The organism is Runella sp. CRIBMP (assembly GCF_009905605.1).
In the GTDB taxonomy this organism is placed as follows: Bacteria; Bacteroidota; Bacteroidia; order Cytophagales; family Spirosomataceae; genus Runella.
Genome location: NZ_JAAAKZ010000003.1, coordinates 736,935 through 754,961 on the forward strand (window position 1 = coordinate 736,935; position 18,027 = coordinate 754,961).

General features: G+C 43.5%; 17 protein-coding genes. 6 read left to right on the forward strand and 11 right to left on the reverse strand.

What is annotated here, in order from left to right:
* Window positions 1–18: 18 nt before the first annotated feature.
* The gene (locus GVN20_RS12865) at window positions 19–864 is read right to left on the reverse strand and encodes an MBL fold metallo-hydrolase (RefSeq protein ID WP_166558703.1); all 846 of its coding nucleotides are present in this window, start codon (window positions 862–864) and stop codon (window positions 19–21) included.
* A gap of 84 nt (window positions 865–948) precedes the next feature.
* On the opposite strand from GVN20_RS12865, the gene GVN20_RS12870 reads away from it, so the two are divergent.
* From GVN20_RS12870 to GVN20_RS12880, 3 genes are all read left to right on the forward strand, one after another.
* Window positions 949–1,560, forward strand: a complete 612-nt coding sequence (locus GVN20_RS12870; RefSeq protein ID WP_166558704.1) for a Uma2 family endonuclease — start codon at window positions 949–951, stop codon at window positions 1,558–1,560.
* A 48-nt stretch (window positions 1,561–1,608) separates the two neighbouring features.
* Window positions 1,609–2,310: a response regulator transcription factor gene (locus tag GVN20_RS12875; RefSeq protein ID WP_166558705.1), complete on the forward strand. Its 702-nt coding sequence runs from the start codon at window positions 1,609–1,611 to the stop codon at window positions 2,308–2,310.
* Between the two features lie 130 nt (window positions 2,311–2,440).
* A complete protein-coding gene (locus GVN20_RS12880) occupies window positions 2,441–4,546 on the forward strand; it encodes a M3 family metallopeptidase (RefSeq protein WP_166558706.1) in 2,106 nt (701 codons plus the stop codon).
* A 71-nt stretch (window positions 4,547–4,617) separates the two neighbouring features.
* On the opposite strand, the gene GVN20_RS12885 is transcribed toward GVN20_RS12880, so the two are convergent.
* Window positions 4,618–6,045 carry an aminotransferase class I/II-fold pyridoxal phosphate-dependent enzyme gene (locus GVN20_RS12885; RefSeq protein WP_166558707.1) on the reverse strand — a complete coding sequence of 476 codons (1,428 nt, stop codon included), beginning with the start codon at window positions 6,043–6,045 and terminating at the stop codon, window positions 4,618–4,620.
* 101 nt (window positions 6,046–6,146) lie between these two features.
* Between GVN20_RS12885 and GVN20_RS12890 the strand changes: the two genes are divergently transcribed.
* Together GVN20_RS12890 and GVN20_RS12895 are read left to right on the forward strand one after the other, a co-directional pair.
* The gene (locus tag GVN20_RS12890) at window positions 6,147–7,049 is read left to right on the forward strand and encodes a LysR family transcriptional regulator (protein WP_166558708.1); all 903 of its coding nucleotides are present in this window, start codon (window positions 6,147–6,149) and stop codon (window positions 7,047–7,049) included.
* Window positions 7,050–7,121: 72 nt separating this feature from the next.
* A complete protein-coding gene (locus tag GVN20_RS12895) occupies window positions 7,122–7,346 on the forward strand; it encodes a hypothetical protein (RefSeq protein WP_166558709.1) in 225 nt (74 codons plus the stop codon).
* A gap of 43 nt (window positions 7,347–7,389) precedes the next feature.
* Here the strand turns inward: GVN20_RS12895 and GVN20_RS12900 are convergent, their stop codons facing one another.
* Window positions 7,390–7,863 carry a hypothetical protein gene (locus tag GVN20_RS12900; protein ID WP_166558710.1) on the reverse strand — a complete coding sequence of 158 codons (474 nt, stop codon included), beginning with the start codon at window positions 7,861–7,863 and terminating at the stop codon, window positions 7,390–7,392.
* Between the two features lie 6 nt (window positions 7,864–7,869).
* Window positions 7,870–8,436 (reverse strand): RNA polymerase sigma factor, encoded by a 567-nt coding sequence (locus GVN20_RS12905; protein ID WP_166558711.1) that lies wholly within the window; start codon window positions 8,434–8,436, stop codon window positions 7,870–7,872.
* A gap of 148 nt (window positions 8,437–8,584) precedes the next feature.
* On the opposite strand from GVN20_RS12905, the gene GVN20_RS12910 reads away from it, so the two are divergent.
* Window positions 8,585–8,926, forward strand: a complete 342-nt coding sequence (locus GVN20_RS12910) for a DUF6249 domain-containing protein (RefSeq protein WP_166558712.1) — start codon at window positions 8,585–8,587, stop codon at window positions 8,924–8,926.
* A gap of 52 nt (window positions 8,927–8,978) precedes the next feature.
* Here GVN20_RS12910 and GVN20_RS12915 read toward each other — a convergent pair whose 3' ends face one another.
* The 7 genes from GVN20_RS12915 to nuoL all read right to left on the reverse strand — a co-directional run bounded on the left by GVN20_RS12915 (window position 8,979) and on the right by nuoL (window position 17,968).
* The gene (locus GVN20_RS12915; RefSeq protein ID WP_166558713.1) at window positions 8,979–10,937 is read right to left on the reverse strand and encodes an alpha-1,4-glucan--maltose-1-phosphate maltosyltransferase; all 1,959 of its coding nucleotides are present in this window, start codon (window positions 10,935–10,937) and stop codon (window positions 8,979–8,981) included.
* Window positions 10,938–11,022: 85 nt separating this feature from the next.
* Window positions 11,023–11,394, reverse strand: a complete 372-nt coding sequence (locus GVN20_RS12920; protein ID WP_166558714.1) for a helix-turn-helix domain-containing protein — start codon at window positions 11,392–11,394, stop codon at window positions 11,023–11,025.
* A 71-nt stretch (window positions 11,395–11,465) separates the two neighbouring features.
* On the reverse strand, window positions 11,466–11,645 hold the full coding sequence (locus tag GVN20_RS12925; protein ID WP_166558715.1) for a hypothetical protein: 180 nt from the start codon (window positions 11,643–11,645) through the stop codon (window positions 11,466–11,468).
* A 189-nt stretch (window positions 11,646–11,834) separates the two neighbouring features.
* The gene (locus GVN20_RS12930) at window positions 11,835–13,229 is read right to left on the reverse strand and encodes an NADH-quinone oxidoreductase subunit N (protein WP_166558716.1); all 1,395 of its coding nucleotides are present in this window, start codon (window positions 13,227–13,229) and stop codon (window positions 11,835–11,837) included.
* Between the two features lie 79 nt (window positions 13,230–13,308).
* The gene (locus GVN20_RS12935; protein WP_166558717.1) at window positions 13,309–14,763 is read right to left on the reverse strand and encodes a NuoM family protein; all 1,455 of its coding nucleotides are present in this window, start codon (window positions 14,761–14,763) and stop codon (window positions 13,309–13,311) included.
* 37 nt (window positions 14,764–14,800) lie between these two features.
* Window positions 14,801–16,000 (reverse strand): hypothetical protein, encoded by a 1,200-nt coding sequence (locus tag GVN20_RS12940; protein WP_166558718.1) that lies wholly within the window; start codon window positions 15,998–16,000, stop codon window positions 14,801–14,803.
* A 57-nt stretch (window positions 16,001–16,057) separates the two neighbouring features.
* Window positions 16,058–17,968, reverse strand: coding sequence for an NADH-quinone oxidoreductase subunit L (gene nuoL / locus GVN20_RS12945; RefSeq protein ID WP_166558719.1), 1,911 nt, complete (start codon window positions 17,966–17,968; stop codon window positions 16,058–16,060).
* Window positions 17,969–18,027: the final 59 nt, after the last annotated feature.

An 18,027-nucleotide genomic window follows, 5' to 3' on the forward strand; every position in this document is an offset into this window, starting at 1 on the left:
TCAGTGGTTTGTGGAGAGTTAGATAAAATCACTGAGCAGGCCTTTGTTTTTCACCCGAATGCCTTTTTCCGTCATTTCTACCGTACAGCAATCGTGCAGTGGGTCGTGGTCAAAAAACAGAATATAATTATTGTCCAATGCTTCTTTGAGCAGCGCTTCTTTTTCCTTCATGGTTTCGAGCGGGCGCACATCGTAGCCCATCACGTACGGTACTGGCAAATGCGCGTGCGAAGGAATCGTATCGGCCATAAAAACCACGGTTTGGCCCTTGTAGGCTATCTTCAACATGGTCATTTTTTCGGTGTGCCCATCCACATAAAGGGGCTGCACATTTGCCCCGAAGGGATTCTGCGTTTTATCCGAAAAATACAATTGTCCTGCTTCCTGAATAGGTAAAATGTTTTCCTTAAAAAACGTCGCTTTTTCGCGGGCGTTGGGGAAATTGGCCGTTTGCCAATGCTCCGAATGTGTCCAATAATGGGCCTTCGGAAACGTCAGTTCGTAGCCGCTACGGTCAGAATTCCATTTGACCCCGCCGCCGCAATGGTCAAAATGAAGGTGTGAAAAAATGACATCCGTGATTTCGTGCGCGCCAAAACCTGCTTTTTCGATGGATTTAACCAAATCTCCTTCGCCGTGGCGGTAATAGTACGACTGCCATTTGGGGTCTTGTTTATCACCCATTCCCGTATCAATGAGCATCAGTCGATTGCCTTCTTCGACGAGCAAACAGCGCATGTCCCAGGAGCATAGGTTGTTTTCGTCGGCAGGAATTATCCGATTCCAGATTGTTTTGGGCACAACACCAAACATCGCGCCTCCGTCGAGTTTGAAATGTCCGGCATCAATAACGTGTAGTTGCATGATAGTGAGTGATTGCGTAATTGGCCTAAAACAACTAAATTCTATCAAAACTTGTTATATTTACTGTATAAAAATTAAAAACTGATGACTGCCGTACTTGTCAATGAGTGGATGAATGGGGGCACAGAACCCTTTACGTTGGAATTGGCCGATGAAATGGACGACAAAGCATTCTACAAATTTTGCCGCCGGAATGACCACCTTCGTTTTGAACGCAATCCCGACGGGACCATTTTAATTATGCCTCATACAGGAGGAAAAACAGGAAAAAGAAATTCTGAAATCAATTTTGAATTGGTTTTATGGAATCGTCAACACAAAAAGGGAGTTGTTTTCGACTCTTCAACAGCTTTCAAACTTCCCAATTTTGCGACTCGCTCACCAGATGCCGCGTGGATTAGCGACGAGCGTTGGAACAGCCTGAATGAGGACGAACAGGAGCGCTTTCCTCCCATTGCCCCAGATTTTGTGGTGGAACTGATGTCGGCAAGTGATATCCTGAAAAAAGCCCAGGAAAAAATGCACGAATACATCGAAAACGGGGTGCAACTGGCTTGGCTTATTCAACCAAGCAGTCAAACCGTGTTTATTTATCGAATAGACGGAACGATTAGTAAAGTAGTTGATTTTGATAATAAACTATCTGGAGAAAATGTCTTACCCGAATTTGAGTTTTCACTAAAGCTGCTGCTTTAAGTACCGAAATTTCGTCCACTTTTATACACAAACCTGAGAGCTTGATTGATGACCCACGACGCAAAAAAAATCCTCATCGTAGAAGATGACTCCCGTATTGCCCAAAATATAAGTAAAGGACTTCGTGAAAAAGGTTTTGAAACGGAGATTGCGTATGATGGACTCATTGGTAGTAAAATAGCTACCGCCCATCATTTTGATTTGGTCATTTTAGACATCAATTTGCCGTCTATGAACGGCTACGAAGTGTGTAAACTCATTCGCCAACGTGACCCCAATGTGCCCGTTTTGATGCTCACGGCCCTTGGCGAGCCCGACGATAAAATCGAAGGCTTTAACGTGGGAGCCGATGATTATATCGTCAAGCCGTTTGATTTTCGGGAGTTGTTGGCGCGAGTTAACGTATTTCTCAAACGCTCACAATCAGACGCCGACAACACGGGCGGTAATATTTTGCGCGTGGCCGACCTTGAAATAAATACGGATACCAAAATCGTGGTTCGGGCCAATCACGCCATCGACCTTACCCCCAAAGAATTGGCGCTTTTGGAGTATTTGGTGCGCAACAAAGGACGCGTTGTTTCCAAAACCGATATTGCCGAAAAGGTTTGGGACATGAATTTTGACAGCGGAACCAACGTAGTGGAAGTGTACATTAATTTTCTACGTAAGAAAATAGACCGTGATTTTGATACAAAGCTGATTCATACCAAATCTGGAATGGGGTACGTTTTAAAAGAAGATTCGTAAAAAAAGACTGAGAAGGTAACCAGTACTCACGCAATGATGCCTTCTGTGTAATCACCTGTTTTGGGGGAGTTGTTTCTCCTGCTTTACCGTTAAATTGCCGCACTTTTGCATCAAACCAATCGTTCATCACATGAAAACCTATATTTTAGCGGCAAGCCTGCTCTTTAGTAGCATTGCTTTTGCACAAAACCCGAGTAGTATGAGTTCAAATCCTCTGTTGCAGCCGTTTAATACCCCCCACCAAACGGCCCCCTATGACAAAATTAAGCCCGAGCATTTTTTGCCAGCGCTCAAAGAATCCATGGCAGAAGGGCGCAAAGAAATCGATGCGCTTATCAACAACCCCGCCCAGCCTACTTTCGAAAACACCATTCTCGCGCTTGAGCAGGGCGGCGGAAATGTGGGGAAAGTAAGCAGTATTTTGTTTCACCTTAACGGTGCCGAAACCAATCCCGAAATCCAGAAAACCATTCGGGAAGCCTCGCCGATGTTGACCGAATATGGCAATGACATTACGCTCAATGACAAGCTTTTTGCGCGGGTTAAAGCCGTTTGGGACCAACGCGATAAGCTAAAATTGGATACTGAAAGCGCGATGCTGCTTGAAAAAACCTACAAAAGCTTTTCACGTAACGGGGCCAATTTGAACGACGCCGACAAAGAAAAACTTCGTGGAATCAACAAAGAACTGTCGCAGTTGTCCATCAAATTTGCCGAAAATAACTTGGCCGAAACCAACGAATACGCTCTCACGGTCAACGACGAAAAAGACTTGGCCGGTTTGCCTGATTTTGTGAAAGAAGGAGCCAAAGCGGCGGCTAAAAAAATGAATAAAGAAGGCTGGGTCTTTACGTTGCAAGCCCCGAGTTATGGGCCGTTTATGCAATACGCCGAAAATCGCGACCTTCGTAAAAAACTCTTTTTGGCGTTCAACGCGCGCGGATTTGGCGGAGATAAAAACGACAACCAAGCCAATATCGCCCAAATTGTCAAACTTCGTTATGACAAGGCCAAGTTGCTGGGATACGCAACTTGGGCCGACTATATGTTGGAAGAGCGCATGGCCAACAGCAAGCAAATTGTTACGGACTTCCTGAACGACGTGAAGAAATACGCCGAACCCGCCGCTGCCAAAGAATTGGCTGAATTGACGGCCTACGCGAAGAAAAACGGTTTTACGGAAGACAAACTTCAGCGTTGGGACGTGTCGTTTTATTCTGAAAAACTGAAGAAAGAAAAATATGCCATCAACGACGAATTGTTGAAGCCTTATTTCAAACTCGAAAACGTATTGGATGGCATTTTTACGTTGACCAATAAACTGTACGGCATCACATTCAAAGAAAATAAAGAAATCGCGGGTTGGCACCCAGAAGTGAAAACGTATGAGGTGTTTGATAAAGACGGTAAATTTTTGGCGGTTTGGTACGGAGATTATTTCCCCCGTCCTGGCAAACGTGCTGGCGCGTGGAATAACAGCATTCAGGACCAGTGGGTTGAAAATGGCAAAGAGTTTAGGCCACACGTGGTCAATGTGTGTAACTTCTCGCGACCAACCGATAGCAAGCCTTCCTTGTTGTCTTTCAGTGAAGTAACAACGCTTTTCCATGAATTTGGACACGCCTTGCACGCTATGCTGGCCAACGGAAAATACCAAACTACCTCTGGTACCAGCGTGGCTTGGGACTTTGTAGAGTTGCCGAGTCAAATCATGGAAAACTTTGCCGAAGAGCCAGAAGTATTACGGATTTTTGCAAGACATTATCAAACTGGCGAAGTGATTCCGCAGGAATACATCGACAAAATTCGCGCCAGCTCTAATTTTATGGCGGGCCTCGCCAATATGCGTCAGGTAGGTTTGGGCATGATTGATATGGCTTGGCACAGTACCGTTCCTAACGGTGAGACCGTAGTTCAAATCGAAGAAAAGGCCGACGTGGGCGCTAAACTATACCCCAAAACCGAAGGAACGAGCGTCAGCACCGCATTTAGTCACATTTTTGCGGGGGGCTATTCGTCTGGTTATTATAGCTACAAATGGTCTGAAGTATTGGATGCCGATGCGTTTGAGTTGTTCAAAGAAAAAGGCATTTTCAATCAAGAAGTGGCGCAATCTTTCCGTGATAATGTACTCTCAAAAGGCGGCAGCGAAAAGCCAATGGTGCTTTATAAGCGCTTCCGTGGCCGTGAACCTAGACCCGAAGCAATGCTAAAGCGCGCTGGTTTGACTTTGTAACTCCTTAAAATACAGCAAAAAGGCAGGTTTTCTAAAAGCCTGCCTTTTTTGTATTTATGGGTTTTATTTTACTACCCAATGGTTGTCGCGATTTTCTCAATCTCTGCCAAAAGTGCTACTAAATCTTCCTTTGTTGTGAGGGGATTCATCAACGATACCCGTAAATATAATTTTTCGCGCAGGGTGGTTTGAACAATGTAAAAATTGCCCTTTTCCAATAATCGTTGCCTAATGACCGTATTGACTGAATTGTACGCTTCTGGGTTTTGACGCTCTCCCACAAACCGAAAACAAACGATATTGCTTTGTGGCTCGACGCCTAATTCAAAACGTGGATTTGCTTGTAGTATTTCGACGAAATCATGCGCTAAGCCGTGAAGTGTGTCTACATTTTCGGCAAAGATTTCTTCGCCGTAGGCTTTCAAAATGGAATATACTTTGACGCTCATCATCAGTTTGGTACATTCAAAGGTGCGTTTGCCCGAGTTAAACCATTCTTGTGAGCCCTGATTAGCCCACAAATACTGCGCTTTTTGGTGAAAGGTTTTAAATGCATCGTCTCCGTTTTTGAAAATAAGCGCCGTGGCTAGCGCAGGTGTCATGAGCATTTTGTGCCAATCAATCACGACTGAATCGGCAAGGTTGATGCCTGCGACCAATGATTTGTATTTTTCGGAGAATACCACCGCGCCGCCGTGCGCCCCGTCGACGTGAAACCAAAGGTTGTGTTGAGCGCAAAATTTGCCGATGGCCTTCAAATCGTCGTACGAGCCAGTGGAAGTTGAGCACGCGCTTCCGATAACTGCAATAACGCTTAAACCCTCGTTGGACGCTTGTTGGTAATATTCCTCCAAGAGTTCGGTGCGTAGTTGAAAACGCTCGTTTGTCGGAATTTTGATGATGCCTTCGCTGCCCATTCCCATGATGCGTGCCGCCCTGTCGATGCAGTAGTGGGCTTCTTCCGAAACCATCACGGCCAAGCGCCCGCTGTGGCCTTCTTCCCACACATCGGTGGGGGCTTTAGCCGCACGGGCTGCCAACAAAGCCGTCAGGTTGGCTAAGGTACCACCAGAGGTTAACAAGCCAGAGGCGTGTGTAGTAAAGCCGATTTTATTGGCCAATAAATCACCCAAAATTCGTTCTAATGGGTTGGAGACCAGTCCCATTTCATAAACCGCCATGCCGTTGTTGAGCATTCCAGTCAAAAGCCCCGTCAATGCCGCAATGGGCAAGGGAGGTGATACTTGATGACCCATGTAGCGGGGATGATGCAAATGCGTGGATTGCTGAATTACTTTCTCAAAAAATGTCAATGGATTGCCCTTTCCTTCCTCAAAGTCTTGTTGCCAAACTTCCAGATTCTCTTCTGGTAAACGGTACGGAATCACCGTTTCTAGGGCCTGATTTTGGGCGTTGGAAAGATAGTCCGCCAGCATATCCACCAATTGGTGGGCTTCTTGGCGAAAATGTTCAGGCGAATAGGCTTGTGTAAGATTCATGTTGAGGGTACGTGTTGCGGTTCTGGCTACAAAACAAATCACTATATTTGATACTAAAAAATACTTAATTTTTACTAATTAATGCTGAATACGTATCAGTTATGGATATTCGTACCCTTAAAAATTACCTGAGATTAACCCAAAACCTGAATTTTCGTAAAACTTCCGAAGAGGTGTTTATTGCTCAACCTGCCTTAAGCCGGCAAATTCAACAGTTGGAAGAGACGATTGGAGCGGTGCTTTTTGACCGCGACAAGCGTAATGTACGCCCGACCCCCGCAGGGTTATTCTTTCAAAAGGAAGTAGAACGAATTGTTTTTTTGTGGGAAGAGGCTTGTCGAAAAACCGCCCAGATTCACCGAGGCGAAGCTGGGGAAGTAAGGATTGGGCACGCAAGCTCGGCGATGCAGTCGATTTTGCCGCAAATTTTGGTGATTTTGCGACACCAAATGCCCGATTTACACACGGTTTTAACCGAAACTGCCAATTTATTTTTGGTTGAAGAAATTCAAAACCACCGTTTGGATTTGGGCTTTGCGCCCAATATATTGCCCCCTTCGGGTATTGCGCAGCGTTTGGTGTATCAGGAAAATTTTGTGCTTATTTTGCCCAAAAATCATGCAATTGACCCAGAACATTTTACGGATTTGTCGGTTTTAAAGGACGAAGATTTTATCATCCCGCCGTTGTGGCTCGGAATGGGTTATGTAGAAACCATCCATCAGATTTGCCGTGATTATGGGGGTTTTATTCCCAAAATCGTCCATGAGTCGGCCTATTCTGCGTCGGTGCTTCGATTGGTAGAAGCGGGGATTGGTATCTCAATCGAGCCAAAATCCACGCTTCGTGGTCAAAATCTCCAAATTAAGTCGGTGGAATTGTCGGACATTGCCCAAAAAGCGGATATGAAAATGCTGTGGTTGGAGGAAAGGTCGGAAGAATTAAAGTCAATATTACAACTCGTCGAAAGTAGTGTTTTTGATTCCTTATTTGACATAGAATAAGATCATTTGACTAAAATCATTTTTTTTGTATTATTGAAAGATTTATTTTGACTTTACTAAACCTTTATGTGAATGAAACAGTTTAATTCTGCGGCTGAGAAAGAAAGCTATTATGCCAAACGCCGCCAACGCGGACTTATCGTCGGGGCCATTGGCGGGGCCATATTGGGCCTTGGATTTCTTATTCAATACATTCTATACATGCAGGGACATTCCTTCAATGGCGTGATGTATACGCTCACCAGCATCGGTATTATCATGGTCCTCTACGCAGGAGTAGAGATTTTTGGATGGTAAATCGCGGCTATAATAAAGACATAATATTCTGATAAAGAATGTCCTAGGGTTGTCGATTTAATCGTTTTCTGAGAATTCGTTCGGCAATCAATAGGAACAAAACGGCGTTAAAGGGGAGGAGCACCTGTTGTACAAGGGTGGGATTAAGTGTTTGGTCCCAACTTTGTAATTGCTCAGTCCATAAACTTGTGGATTGTATTTCTCCTAAAATGGACACCCCAATCAATGTGAGTATAAGCATTATTGAAATAAATACGAAAGGTACCCATTTGGCCAACATGGTGCGTGTAGAGCGAGATTTCTCGGATGCCCATTGGCGTATCACATTATTCTCAAAAGCCATCGAAGGACTTTCAAGGTGCATCGTTTCTAAATCATTATGCAGTTGCGACAATTCGATAAAGTACTCGCAGTACGCGGTATCTGTTTTGAGCCAATACTGGTGCCGTTGCCGCAATTCTTCGGTTACAGTTCCATCGAGTACCTCAAAAAGTTCGTCGTCGTTGGGTTTTTGCATGAGTTTTTAGTACAAATTGTTTACTTCTTCTCCCAATTGCTTCCGTAAGGTGTCGGCCAAACGTTTGCGTGCGCGGTGCAATTTTACTTTTATCGTTTCGGCCGATATTCCCGTTATCTCCGCAATTTCTTCCAACGATTGTTCACGCAAATAAAATAGCGTAATCATGGTTACATCGTCGGCCGAAAGTTGCTTCATCGCCTGCTGAATATTTTTGATACGCTCCTTCTTATGAAGGTTTTGGGGGGTATCTGTCACGGCATACGCCAAGGCATTGATTTCGGTGATTCTTTCCGTCGGTTTTTGTCGTCGTTTGGCGCCCAAAGCGGCGTTGAAAACGATTCTGTAAAACCAAGTCGTAAATTTAGCGGTTTGGTTAAATTCTTTCAACGCCCCAAAAGCCTGTAAAAAGGCATCCTGGGCAGCTTCTTCGGCTTCTTCGCGGTGATTGAGAATCCGATACGCTATCGTAAAAGCAAAATCTTTGTGGCGTTGTACCAAGGCCTGGTAGGCCGAGGTCTCGCCCGCCAAAATTCGCTCAATGAGTTGTATATCTTTCAGATTTTCATTCACAACGGATTGGATGCTAAAAGGTCGAATAAGGTTACGGCTAGGTTCGGATTTTTTCAGGTAAAAGTTTTTTAGGTATACCGTAACCTTCCGCCAACCTTTTTCATCCTATGCCCAAAGAAACTTGTTCAACACTTAAAAATAAGTCATTATGAATCCCCTTATTATTCCGCTTATCTCTGTTATTGCTGGCCTGATTATGATTGTTTTTCTCCGTTATTTTCAAAATATGGAACGAATGTCGATGATTGAAAAAGGGCTAAATCCTTTTGATAATCAATCATTGAAACGCAGCCGTATCAGTCCTGACAACACCCTTCGATTTGGGTTGTTGCTTGTAGGAGCGGGACTAGGTTTATTGATAGGTGCTATTATAGCTCCTTATACCCAAAGCGAAGGTATTCAGGTAGCGCTTGTTATGATTTTTGGTGGAGCAGGCTTGTTGCTTTCTTATGTAATTCAGATAAAGAATGACAAGAAAGCTCAGGAGTAATCAAAGGATATATTATAAAAGCGGGTTGGTGATGAGCCAACCCGCTTTTATGTTAGATATCTTCTATCCTGAACAAATGGAACGGCAGAAAATACGGGTCAAGCTCAATGTAATTGTATTCGCCTTTCCACACGTATTTAGAACCAGTAATCAAGTCATGCACGATAAAATCTTCCCAACCCGCTTTGCCGATTTTTTGGAGTGGAATCTTCACCATATTGGCTCGTCGATTGTAACCGTCTAAATTGACTACGCACAAAATACGATTGCCGTCGGGGTGGGTTTTGAGATAGGCCAGCAGTTGGTCGTCGTTAATGTCGCAAAAAGTAATGTTGTTGGTATACTGCAACGCAGGGTTTTCTTTACGAGCGCGATTGACCAGCGTAATGACATAGGTAAGCTTATTGGTTAGCTCCCAATCCCAATGTTTTATCTCGTATTTTTCGGAGTTCCAATACTCTTCTTTGCCTGGAAATGCCTCGTGGACCATGTATTCGAAGGTGGGCCCGAAAATTCCATAGTTGGAAGACAAGGTTGCCGCCATAAAATAGCGAATCAAGAAATTAGGCTCGTGCCCTTGTTGTAACAACGGTGGGTTAATATCGTGCGTATTAGGCCAAAAATTTGGACGAAAATAATATTGTAAGTCGGTTTGGGTCAACTCCGTCATGTATTCAATGAGCTCCTGCTTGGTATTTCGCCAGGTATAATACGTATACGACTGCGAATACCCTCCTTTAGCGAGTTGTTGCATGACTTTAGGGCGCGTAAATGCCTCCGCCAGAAAAAGCATATCGGGGTATTTCTGCTTGGTTTCGGCAATAATCCATTCCCAAAAGGCAAATGCTTTGGTATGTGGATTGTCGACCCGAATGATTCTAACGCCCCATTCTGCCCACAAAAATATAATCCGACGAAGTTCTTCCCACAGGCTGGGCCAGGCTTCCGTTTCGAAATTAATTGGATAAATATCTTGGTATTTTTTGGGCGGATTTTCGGCGTATTGAATGGTGCCATCTGGGCGAATTTTAAACCATTCGGGATGATTTTTGGCCCATGGATGGTCGGGAGAACATTGGATGGCCAAATCCATCGCAATCTCCATGTCGTGGGCTTTGCAGGCCTTTACCAATGCTTTAAAGTCTTCGAGTGTGCCGAGTTCGGGGTGAATGGCATCGTGGCCGCCCAATTCTGAACCTATCCCGTAAGGAACGCCAGGCTCACCTGGTTGGCAAACTACGTTGTTGTTTTTCCCTTTTCTGAATTGATGGCCAATGGGATGAATAGGGGTTAAGTACAGCACATCAAACCCCATACGCTGGATGCGGGGCAAAAGGTCAATCACGTCGTGGAAAGTTCCGTGTTTGCCGGGTTCTTTTGAGGCTGAGCGAGGAAACAAAGAGTACCAAGAAGAGAAGCCTGCTTTGGGTCGGTCTACCCATATTTTCAACTCATGGTAGTGCGTAACGTTTTCACGGTCTGGATATTTCGCAATCCACCCCACGAGGGTCTCACTGATGGCCCAAAGTACGGCTTCATCATATTGCTGCTCATTTCTAAAAATCTTTATTGTGTCCAGAATAACAACCTTATCTTCGTCGGAGGCTTGCGGTACTATTTTTTCGAGCAAGGTAGCTCCTCCTAAAAGTTCGCTGTTTACGTGTTGAGCGTCACGAATTTTGAGTTTTATTTCGTGCTCCCACGACGCCAAATTGTCTACCCACGCTTGGATAGTATAGCTATAAAAGCCTTCTTTTTCTACCACAAATGAGCCGCCCCAACGGTCATTGGTAATAAATCGCATGGGAACTTCGCTCCATTTATCTTCAAGAGCATGTTTATAAAGTAGGCGCGCGGCGATTTTATCGTGCCCGTCGCAGTAGATATCAGCTTCGACTTTAATGATTTCTTGGGGCACCGATTTAACAAAAAAGCGCCCACCCTCCAATTCGGGAGTAACGCTCTCTACTATTACACGGTTTCTTCCTTGAATATCGGCGAGATTTATCATAGGTTATTTGGTTTTAAACCTTAAACCTAAAAAAATACCCCGACGTGAACAAGCGTCGGGGTAGAGCAATTGCTATTTTATTTAACTAAAATCCTATTCTTTGTCGTTCAGAAGTAGTTGGAGCATCTTTCTGTATGAGGTCAATGATCATTCTTCCGGCTATTTTCTCGCGTAGATATTGATTTTCAAGCCGTAATTTATCGTTTTCAATTTGGAGTTTTTCAACTTCGAGTTGTTGTAATTCCTGCTGGAGTGGGGTAGTTTGGCCCATTAAAACCGCAACACTTATGTTTAACACTTCCGCAATTTGATAAAATCGGGAAAGGGTCAAATCAGTTTTACCTCGTTCAATATCACCGTAAGCAGTGGTGGAAATGCCCAGTGAATCGGCCATGTTTTCTTGGGAGAGGCCCTGTTCAAGGCGATAGAGACGGATTTTTTCAGCAATAGTTTTCATCTTGACCTAAAAACCACAAAAGCCACGCGAAGGTTCGCGTGGCTTTCATTTGTCGTACTCGTTGGGGCGAATTATTTCGCAGCAGTAGTATCAACAGCAGCAGTAGTATCAACAGCAGCAGTATCAACTGTAACAGTAGTATCAACAGCAACAGCTGTAGTATCTGTAGTAGCAGCTTCTTCAGTTTTACCGCCACAAGCTGCAAGAGTTACCATACCAGCTACGAACAAGAATGCAAATGCCTTTTTCATTATTTTGTGATGTTTTAAGGTTTCCTTGACAAAGGTAAATCCTTTTTTAATATTAACAATACTTTTCTTAAAAAAAAATTAAAAAATACTTAAAAAGAAAATTTTTTATTAAAAAAATTCAATAGATGTTGTCAAATACCCCTTTTTTTTACAACTCTCTGCCGAGCGCCACGGGTAAAAACTTAAAATTTACACTAATCCTTTCAAGAAATCAGGCATTAACCCAAACACAAGCGTAATGATTGTGGTGGCTATCAATATCAGACGATAGAAAGGGGACACTTTGATGGTGCTCAACTCTCCTTCGCGCATGTAGGAAGCAATGATGGCTTTGAAATAATAATAAATACCCACGGTAGACATCAAAATGGCAATGACCAGCATCCACGTAAGGCCTCGGTCGGCGGCGCTGGAAAAAACAAAAAACTTACCCCAGAAACCGGCCGTTAGCGGTATTCCTGCCAGCGACAGCATAGATACGGTTAATACAAAAGCCAATAAGGGATTCTTTTTGCCTAAGCCATTGAAAGCCTCAAAACGCTCAGCATTTTCGTACGAATGAACGCCTGTTTCTTTGGATACTAGCATGAGTACACCAAAAGCGCTGATGGTGGCGATAGAATAGGCCAGTGAATAAAATACAATGGCACTTTGAGACTGGCTGGTGAGGGCGGTTAAGCTCAAAAGCAAATAACCTGCGTGCGAGATACTTGAGTAGGCCATCATCCGTTTGAAACTTGTTTGATAGACCGCCGTAATATTGCCTGCCAATAGGGTCAAGACGGTAATAACTGCGAGGGTCATCCACCAAAAACTGTAAATTCCCGAAAAAGAGCCCGATAATAAGCGATAAATGGCAGCAAAACCTGCTGTTTTGACGATTGTTGACATATACGTCGTGAAAATCGTAGGAGCTCCATCGTATACGTCAGGGGTCCAGAAGTGAAACGGTGCGGCAGATACTTTAAACAACATTCCGATCAATAGCATCAACAACCCGACATAAAGCATGGCGGAGGGTGCACTGTTGACCATTACATAGACTTTGATAGCGGTAAGGTTAAACGAACCCGTTGCGCCGTACAATAAGGCCATTCCAAAGAGCATGATCCCCGTGGCAAATGCCCCCATTAAAAAATACTTGAGTGCCGCTTCGTTGGAGCGAAGGTTCTTCTTATCACTTCCTGTTAAGATAAACATCGAGACCGATAGGATTTCGACGCCGACAAAAAGCATAATTAGGTTTTCGAAGCCAATCATCATCACGGCACCTACCAATGAAAACAACATGAGTGTGTAGTACTCAGCAGGCTGCGCCGACTCATCATCTACAAAGCCACGGGTAAGGGCCACAATCAAAAAAGCAGAGAATATAACAATGCCCGAAAATGCCATGGTAAATTTGTTTTCGAACAGCATATTTTTAAAATACAGCGATGGCATATCGTTCCAATGGAGAAAATTGGCCACTAACACAATTGCCAGTACTAAAAGGGTAGCGGGAAGCAAAAGGTTTTTTGATTTTTGGAAACCCAAAAACAAAACCACAAGGCCCAGTATAGAAAGAAGTACGATTGGAAGCATTTTAGTAATGTTTCAATTTTAGAATGTAATGTGGTAATCTCAGATGACCGAATGGGCAAATCGAGCCGCCCGTTTCAATTTAGTAATGAATCATTTGTAAAAGGTTACTGACGGCAGGCTCGGTCAATTTCAAAAACGAATTGGGGTATAAACCCATCCAAAAGACCATTATAACCAACGGAACCAACACCGCGCGCTCACTGAAAGATAAGTCAGCGAAGTGTTCGGTAAAGGATGTTTTATTGCCAAACATTGATTTTTGAAAGAGACGAAGCATATATACCGCCCCTAAAATAATGGTTGTTCCTGCAATGGCTCCCAACCAAATATTTGATTCATAAACCCCTTTCAATAACAAAAACTCACCAACAAACCCGTTCGTTAAGGGGAGTGCAACGCTGCCAAGCATCAAAATCATAAAATATACGGTGAGGTTGGGGGTACGTTGGGTAATTCCGCCAAGCTGCTCAATATTTCGTGTTTTGGTTCTTGAAAAGATGATTTCCACGATGAAAAACAAACCCACTACGTTGATACCGTGCGCAAGCATTTGAATTAAAGCCCCCTGAACCCCACTTAGGGTTTGTGAGAATACCCCTGCTGACATCAGACCTACGTGTGCAAAAGAAGAATAGGCAATAAGGCGTTTCATGTCGCGCTGTTGGATGGCGATGATAGACCCGTACACAATTCCAATGACCGATAAAACAATAGCCGTGGTGTCCCAAGTTTGTAAACCCAGAGGGACGATTGGCAAAATAAAACGAATAACGCCATAAACCCCCATTTTGAGCATAATCCCTGCCAATAACATGGTGGCGGGTGTAGGAGATTCTGTATAAGTGTCGGGCTGCCAAGTATGAAAAGGGAATACGGGCATTTTGATGGCGAAGGCAATGAAGAACGCCCAGAATATCCAACCTTGCTTTTGAGCATCCAACGCCAATTTGTAAAAAGCGGTGATTTCAGAAGTATGTCCTTGGGTACCCGTGGTTTGGTAGTATAAATACACCAACGCTACCAGCATAAACAAACTTCCGAAGATGGTATAAACGAAAAACTTAAACGTGACTTTGATGCGGTTTTCGCCTCCCCAAACGGCGGCCAAAAAGTAAATAGGTATTAATGCCGCTTCAAAAAACAAGTAAAACAAAAAGGCATCAGTGGCGGTAAATACTCCCATCAATGCCGATTGCATAAACAAAATCAACGCGTAAAAGGCAGAAGCATTTTTGTACGGCTGACGGAACGTAGAGAGAATAATGAGGGGTGTCAGGAAGGCTGTTAGCATCACTAGTAGCAAACTGATGCCATCAATAGCACCTGCAAATAAAATTCCTGCGGACTTAATCCAAGGATAGCTGAAGCTAAATTGCGCGCTGGCGTTCGCTTGGAATTGCGTAAAAATAAAAATTGCCAATCCCAATTCAACAATGGACCCTGCCAGAGCAAGTTGTTTAGCGCTGTTGTTTTTTGTACTTAAGGAAACTATACCCGCAATCAACGGGATGAGTATGAGGGAAAGTGTAAGCATAATTCACTTATATCGTTAAACTATTTTATTCGTTCTTTTAAATGTGTACAAAAGTATTCAATAGCCAACCAATTGACTCTTTAACAGGTGTATAATAGACAGGACTCATCCAGGCATAGTCACCCTTAAAATAATAGGTTGGAAAAAAAAAGGATATAGAAACCGCCGTTATTATAACATTCTTCACAAAAACGGGGCTCTCGGTCTTGTGAAGCATTTTTAAGGAAATAAACAGGAGCGGGAATATTAAGGTTAAACTTTTGGTTGTGTCAAGAATACTGAACGACACTACCAGTGCTCCTAAAAAAGTGATAAATGCCAACAAAAACCATTTGAAATCTTTACTTAGGCGACTTTGATAGGCATATACTACAAAAAGGATGAGAAACAGCCAATATCCTTCAAAGGGGAGCCACATTCCCAATGGTATATGATTAAACTGTTCGTAAAGGCACCAGAAATAATCGGCTCCTGTGCTTCGAGGGTGTAATTTATATGACTCTGTTCCTTTGATAAAATGGGTAAACAAATAATATCTGACCCCAAAATAAAGGAAGAGATTGACGATATAAACCAACGAGAATGCATTGAATTTCTTAGGAATGTACAACTTCCACCATAATAGCAAGATTGGTGAAAATAGGAGCATGCGCTCGTCAGACCAGAATCCTAATAACAAACTCAAAAACAACACAGGGAGGTTTCTGGTAACAACGACCAATAGTGTGAAAAAATAAGCGAATGGAATCAGCCAAGTAGAAACATCCCAAAAGAAATCCTTCCCTAAAAAGATAAAACTAAAGCCAAGGCAGAAATAACTCGAAACTAGTTTGTCGGCCGTAATTTCGTACGCTAGCTTAAGTACAAGATAAAAAAAGGTGATGCCAAATATATGTTCAATCAAGGTGAGTAAACCAACTACCCGTATCTTGTGCGTGGTGTCTAAGATTCCCGCAATCAATACAGGGGTGAGTCTATATTGTTTATTGTGCTCATTGGTCCCCAATCTTTCTTTATTTTCACCGAATGGGTCTTTTACTTTTTGGTGAATAAAATCCCAAGAATAGTCGTGGTATTTAAGGTTTGAAAAGTAATAGTAATGAGGAAACGAGAAAAACAACACCAACAAAAAAGAAACAGCCGTAACTCTGATTTTCCAAAATTTACCAACCAATAGGTACGAAGAAACCAGACTGTCGCTTCGTGCTATCAGAGATGATAAATAGGTTTGAATCATTGCAATTGCGTTTTTAACTGTTTATAGCCCTTCGTTAGATTTCAGAAGAAGAAAATCTTACTTCAACAAAAGATTCCAAGCTAAAATCACCAAAATACCAAGAACCATGGCAAAAACATAAAAGCCTGTTTCTCCCGTTTGTAACAAACGCAGACGCCCCGACAGGAACTGTACCAAACGGCCCGTGCCGTTTACCACCAAATCAATCAGGAATTCACCGAAGCTATACAGCAGGTCTGATAACTTGCGCATGGGGTTGACAAACACAGCTTCGTAGAATTCGTCGACGTAATACTTGTTCTGTAAAACCTTGGGGAAGCCAGTTACGTCTTTGTCGGCGGCAGGAACTACTTTTTTGCTCATAAAAATATTATAAGCAAACAAAATAGACAAGACCGCTGCCCCTACCGATACGCCCATCAGGATATACTCGGTAGAATGCTCCAAATGGCCTTCAAACAAATCAGGGTTGACCTGCTTTGACAGATCAAACAGCGGGGCCATAAAATGCGCCAGCGATTCTCCGCCGCCCAATACATGAGGAATGTTTAACAAACCACCTGCGGCTGACAATACCGCCAGAATAATCAGTGGAATGGTCATCGTTGCGGGTGACTCGTGCAGGTGATGCTTCTGGTCGTGGGTACCACGGAACTCTCCAAAGAACGTCACAAACAGCAAACGAAACATGTAAAAAGCGGTCATCATTGAGGTAAACAAGCCAATTCCCCACATGATTTGATTGTGCTCAAATACGTGCGCTAAAATTTCGTCTTTTGAGAAAAAACCCGAAAGTGGGAAGATTCCGGAAATAGCCAAAGTGGCAATTAAAAATGTCCAGAACGTGACGGGAAGGTGCTTACGCAAACCACCCATGTTACGAATGTCTTGCTCGTCAGACATGGCGTGAATCACGCTTCCTGCGCCCAAAAACAAAAGGGCTTTGAAAAATGCGTGCGTCATAACGTGGAACATTGCCGAGGTATAAGCGCCTACGCCCAACGCGAGAAACATGTAGCCTAATTGACTAACGGTTGAGTAAGCCAGCACTTTTTTAATATCGTTTTGGTATAAACCTATAGAGGCTGCCACTACCGCAGTCAACAATCCAATGCCTCCTACCACGCCCAGTGTAGCTGGCGCAAGCGAATACAACACGTTGGAACGAATCACCATGTAAATCCCCGCCGTCACCATCGTAGCGGCGTGAATCAGGGCTGATACGGGCGTTGGGCCAGCCATTGCATCAGGCAACCATGTATAAAGAGGTATTTGGGCTGATTTTCCCATTGCACCTACGAAGAGCAAAGCCGTAATGGTTACAATGATGGTGTCGTTGATGCTAAAACTACCGTTGGCAGCTTTGGCAAAAACTTCAAGGTATTCTACTGAGCCAAAGGTTTGGATAATCATGAAAATACCCAACAAAAAGCCTAAGTCACCGATGCGGTTCATGATAAAGGCTTTGCGGGCAGCGTTGTTGTAATTGGTCACTTTGTTCCAAAAACCAATCAATAAATAAGAACAAAGTCCTACTCCTTCCCAACCAATAAACATGATGACGTAGTTGGAACCCATCACGAGCAATAGCATGAAGAACAAAAATAAGTTGAGGAAGGCAAAAAACTTCCCGAACCCTTCGTCGTGATGCATATAACCCATTGAATAGATGTGAATCAATGAACCTACGCCCGTAACGACCATGAGCATCAAAAGCGATAGCTGGTCTATTTGGAAGGCAAAAGGAATGGTGAGCTGGCCAATGGAAATCCAGTCAAAAAGTTTTACCACCTGTGGTTGACCATCAAAGGCGCTCCACGCTAAAATTGAAATGGCAAACGCGCCGAGCGATGCCGCCGAGCCGATAACGCCTGCAAGGCTTTTTGGAACATGACGAAATCCAATCCCATTGATGATAAAACCAATGAGCGGCAAAAGAGGTATTAAAAAAAGTAAGGATGAGTTCATAAATTGCTCAATTTGAGAATTTAAAAATTTGAAAATAGCCGATGTCGTATCTCCAAATC

Coding starts and splice junctions, on each gene's coding strand:
- GVN20_RS12885 (WP_166558707.1), bottom strand. CDS start 6,045: ATGAATCTTACACAAGCCTATTCGCCTGAACATTTTCGCCAAGAAGCC.
- nuoL (WP_166558719.1), bottom strand. CDS start 17,968: ATGAACTCATCCTTACTTTTTTTAATACCTCTTTTGCCGCTCATTGGT.
- GVN20_RS12915 (WP_166558713.1), bottom strand. CDS start 10,937: ATGATAAATCTCGCCGATATTCAAGGAAGAAACCGTGTAATAGTAGAG.
- GVN20_RS12870 (WP_166558704.1), top strand. CDS start 949: ATGACTGCCGTACTTGTCAATGAGTGGATGAATGGGGGCACAGAACCC.
- GVN20_RS12880 (WP_166558706.1), top strand. CDS start 2,441: ATGAAAACCTATATTTTAGCGGCAAGCCTGCTCTTTAGTAGCATTGCT.
- GVN20_RS12900 (WP_166558710.1), bottom strand. CDS start 7,863: ATGCAAAAACCCAACGACGACGAACTTTTTGAGGTACTCGATGGAACT.
- GVN20_RS12895 (WP_166558709.1), top strand. CDS start 7,122: ATGAAACAGTTTAATTCTGCGGCTGAGAAAGAAAGCTATTATGCCAAA.
- GVN20_RS12875 (WP_166558705.1), top strand. CDS start 1,609: ATGACCCACGACGCAAAAAAAATCCTCATCGTAGAAGATGACTCCCGT.
- GVN20_RS12865 (WP_166558703.1), bottom strand. CDS start 864: ATGCAACTACACGTTATTGATGCCGGACATTTCAAACTCGACGGAGGC.
- GVN20_RS12920 (WP_166558714.1), bottom strand. CDS start 11,394: ATGAAAACTATTGCTGAAAAAATCCGTCTCTATCGCCTTGAACAGGGC.
- GVN20_RS12930 (WP_166558716.1), bottom strand. CDS start 13,229: ATGCTTCCAATCGTACTTCTTTCTATACTGGGCCTTGTGGTTTTGTTT.
- GVN20_RS12940 (WP_166558718.1), bottom strand. CDS start 16,000: ATGATTCAAACCTATTTATCATCTCTGATAGCACGAAGCGACAGTCTG.
- GVN20_RS12890 (WP_166558708.1), top strand. CDS start 6,147: ATGGATATTCGTACCCTTAAAAATTACCTGAGATTAACCCAAAACCTG.
- GVN20_RS12925 (WP_166558715.1), bottom strand. CDS start 11,645: ATGAAAAAGGCATTTGCATTCTTGTTCGTAGCTGGTATGGTAACTCTT.
- GVN20_RS12935 (WP_166558717.1), bottom strand. CDS start 14,763: ATGCTTACACTTTCCCTCATACTCATCCCGTTGATTGCGGGTATAGTT.
- GVN20_RS12910 (WP_166558712.1), top strand. CDS start 8,585: ATGAATCCCCTTATTATTCCGCTTATCTCTGTTATTGCTGGCCTGATT.